This window comes from Sulfitobacter sp. UBA4523 (assembly GCF_002388305.1).
GTDB classification, from domain to species: Bacteria; Pseudomonadota; Alphaproteobacteria; order Rhodobacterales; family Rhodobacteraceae; genus Sulfitobacter; species Sulfitobacter pontiacus.
In genome coordinates, this window is sequence record NZ_DGMH01000019.1 from 393 (window position 1) to 1,585 (window position 1,193).

The following is a 1,193-nucleotide window of genomic DNA, read 5'->3' on the forward strand; positions in this document are numbered from 1 at the left end:
TCCGAAGTCGGCCTGCCAATCCATTTCCACACGCATGACACCGCAGGCACGGCGACCGCGACGATCATGGCAGCCTCCGAGGCGGGCGTGGACGCGGTAGATTGCGCCATGGACGCGCTATCGGGCAACACGTCTCAGGCGACGCTCGGGTCCGTGGTCGAAGCGCTGAAACACACGGATCGCGACACGGGCCTGTCGATGGACGCGGTGCGCGAAATCTCTAACTACTGGGAAGAAGTGCGTGGCGAATATGCCGCGTTCGAGACCGGCATGCAGGCCCCTTCCTCCGAAGTCTATCTGCACGAGATGCCCGGCGGGCAGTTCACCAACCTCAAGGCGCAGGCCGCGTCGATGGGGCTGGATGATCGTTGGCCCGAGGTCGCCAAGACCTATGCCGAGGTGAACCAGATGTTTGGTGATATCGTCAAGGTGACGCCGTCGTCCAAAGTGGTCGGCGACATGGCTCTGATGATGGTATCCCAAGGGTTAACCCGCGCGCAGGTCGAAGACCCGAAGGCGGAAATGTCCTTTCCTGACAGCGTGATCGACATGATGCGCGGCAATCTGGGCCAGCCTCCGGGCGGGTTCCCTGACGCGATTGTCGACAAAATCCTGAAAGGCGAAAAACCGAACACGGAACGCCCCGGTGCCCATCTGCCCCCTGCCGATCTTGAAGCGACACGCAAGGAACTGCGCGACCTTCTGGAAGGGGCTCAGGTTGAAGACGATGACCTGTCGGGGTACCTCATGTACCCCAAGGTTTTTCTAGATTACATGGGGCGTCACCGGACCTATGGCCCTGTCCGCGTATTGCCGACCCGCACCTTTTTCTACGGGATGGAGCCGGGCGAAGAGATCACCGCGGAAATCGACCCGGGCAAGACGCTGGAAATTCGTCTGCAAGCCCTGAGCGAGACCAATGAAGACGGCGACGTTAAAGTCTTTTTTGAACTGAATGGCCAGCCGCGCGTGGTGCGCGTGCCCAACCGGATGGTCAAAGCGACGACTGCACAGCGTCCCAAGGCCGAGATCGGCAACGTCAATCACATCGGAGCGCCGATGCCGGGGGTTGTTGCCTCGGTCGGGGCGACGGTGGGTCAAAAGGTCAAATCCGGCGACCTGCTTCTGACCATCGAGGCGATGAAAATGGAAACCGGTATCCACGCGGACCGCGATGCTGTGGTCAAAGCGGT

At 60.8% G+C, this 1,193-nt stretch carries 1 protein-coding gene; it reads left to right on the plus strand.

Going from position 1 to position 1,193, the window contains the following annotated elements; genetic code table 11:
- Positions 1 to 1,193 (plus strand): biotin/lipoyl-containing protein (locus B3849_RS03955; RefSeq protein ID WP_286779848.1); only part of this gene is annotated, 1,193 nt, incomplete at both ends.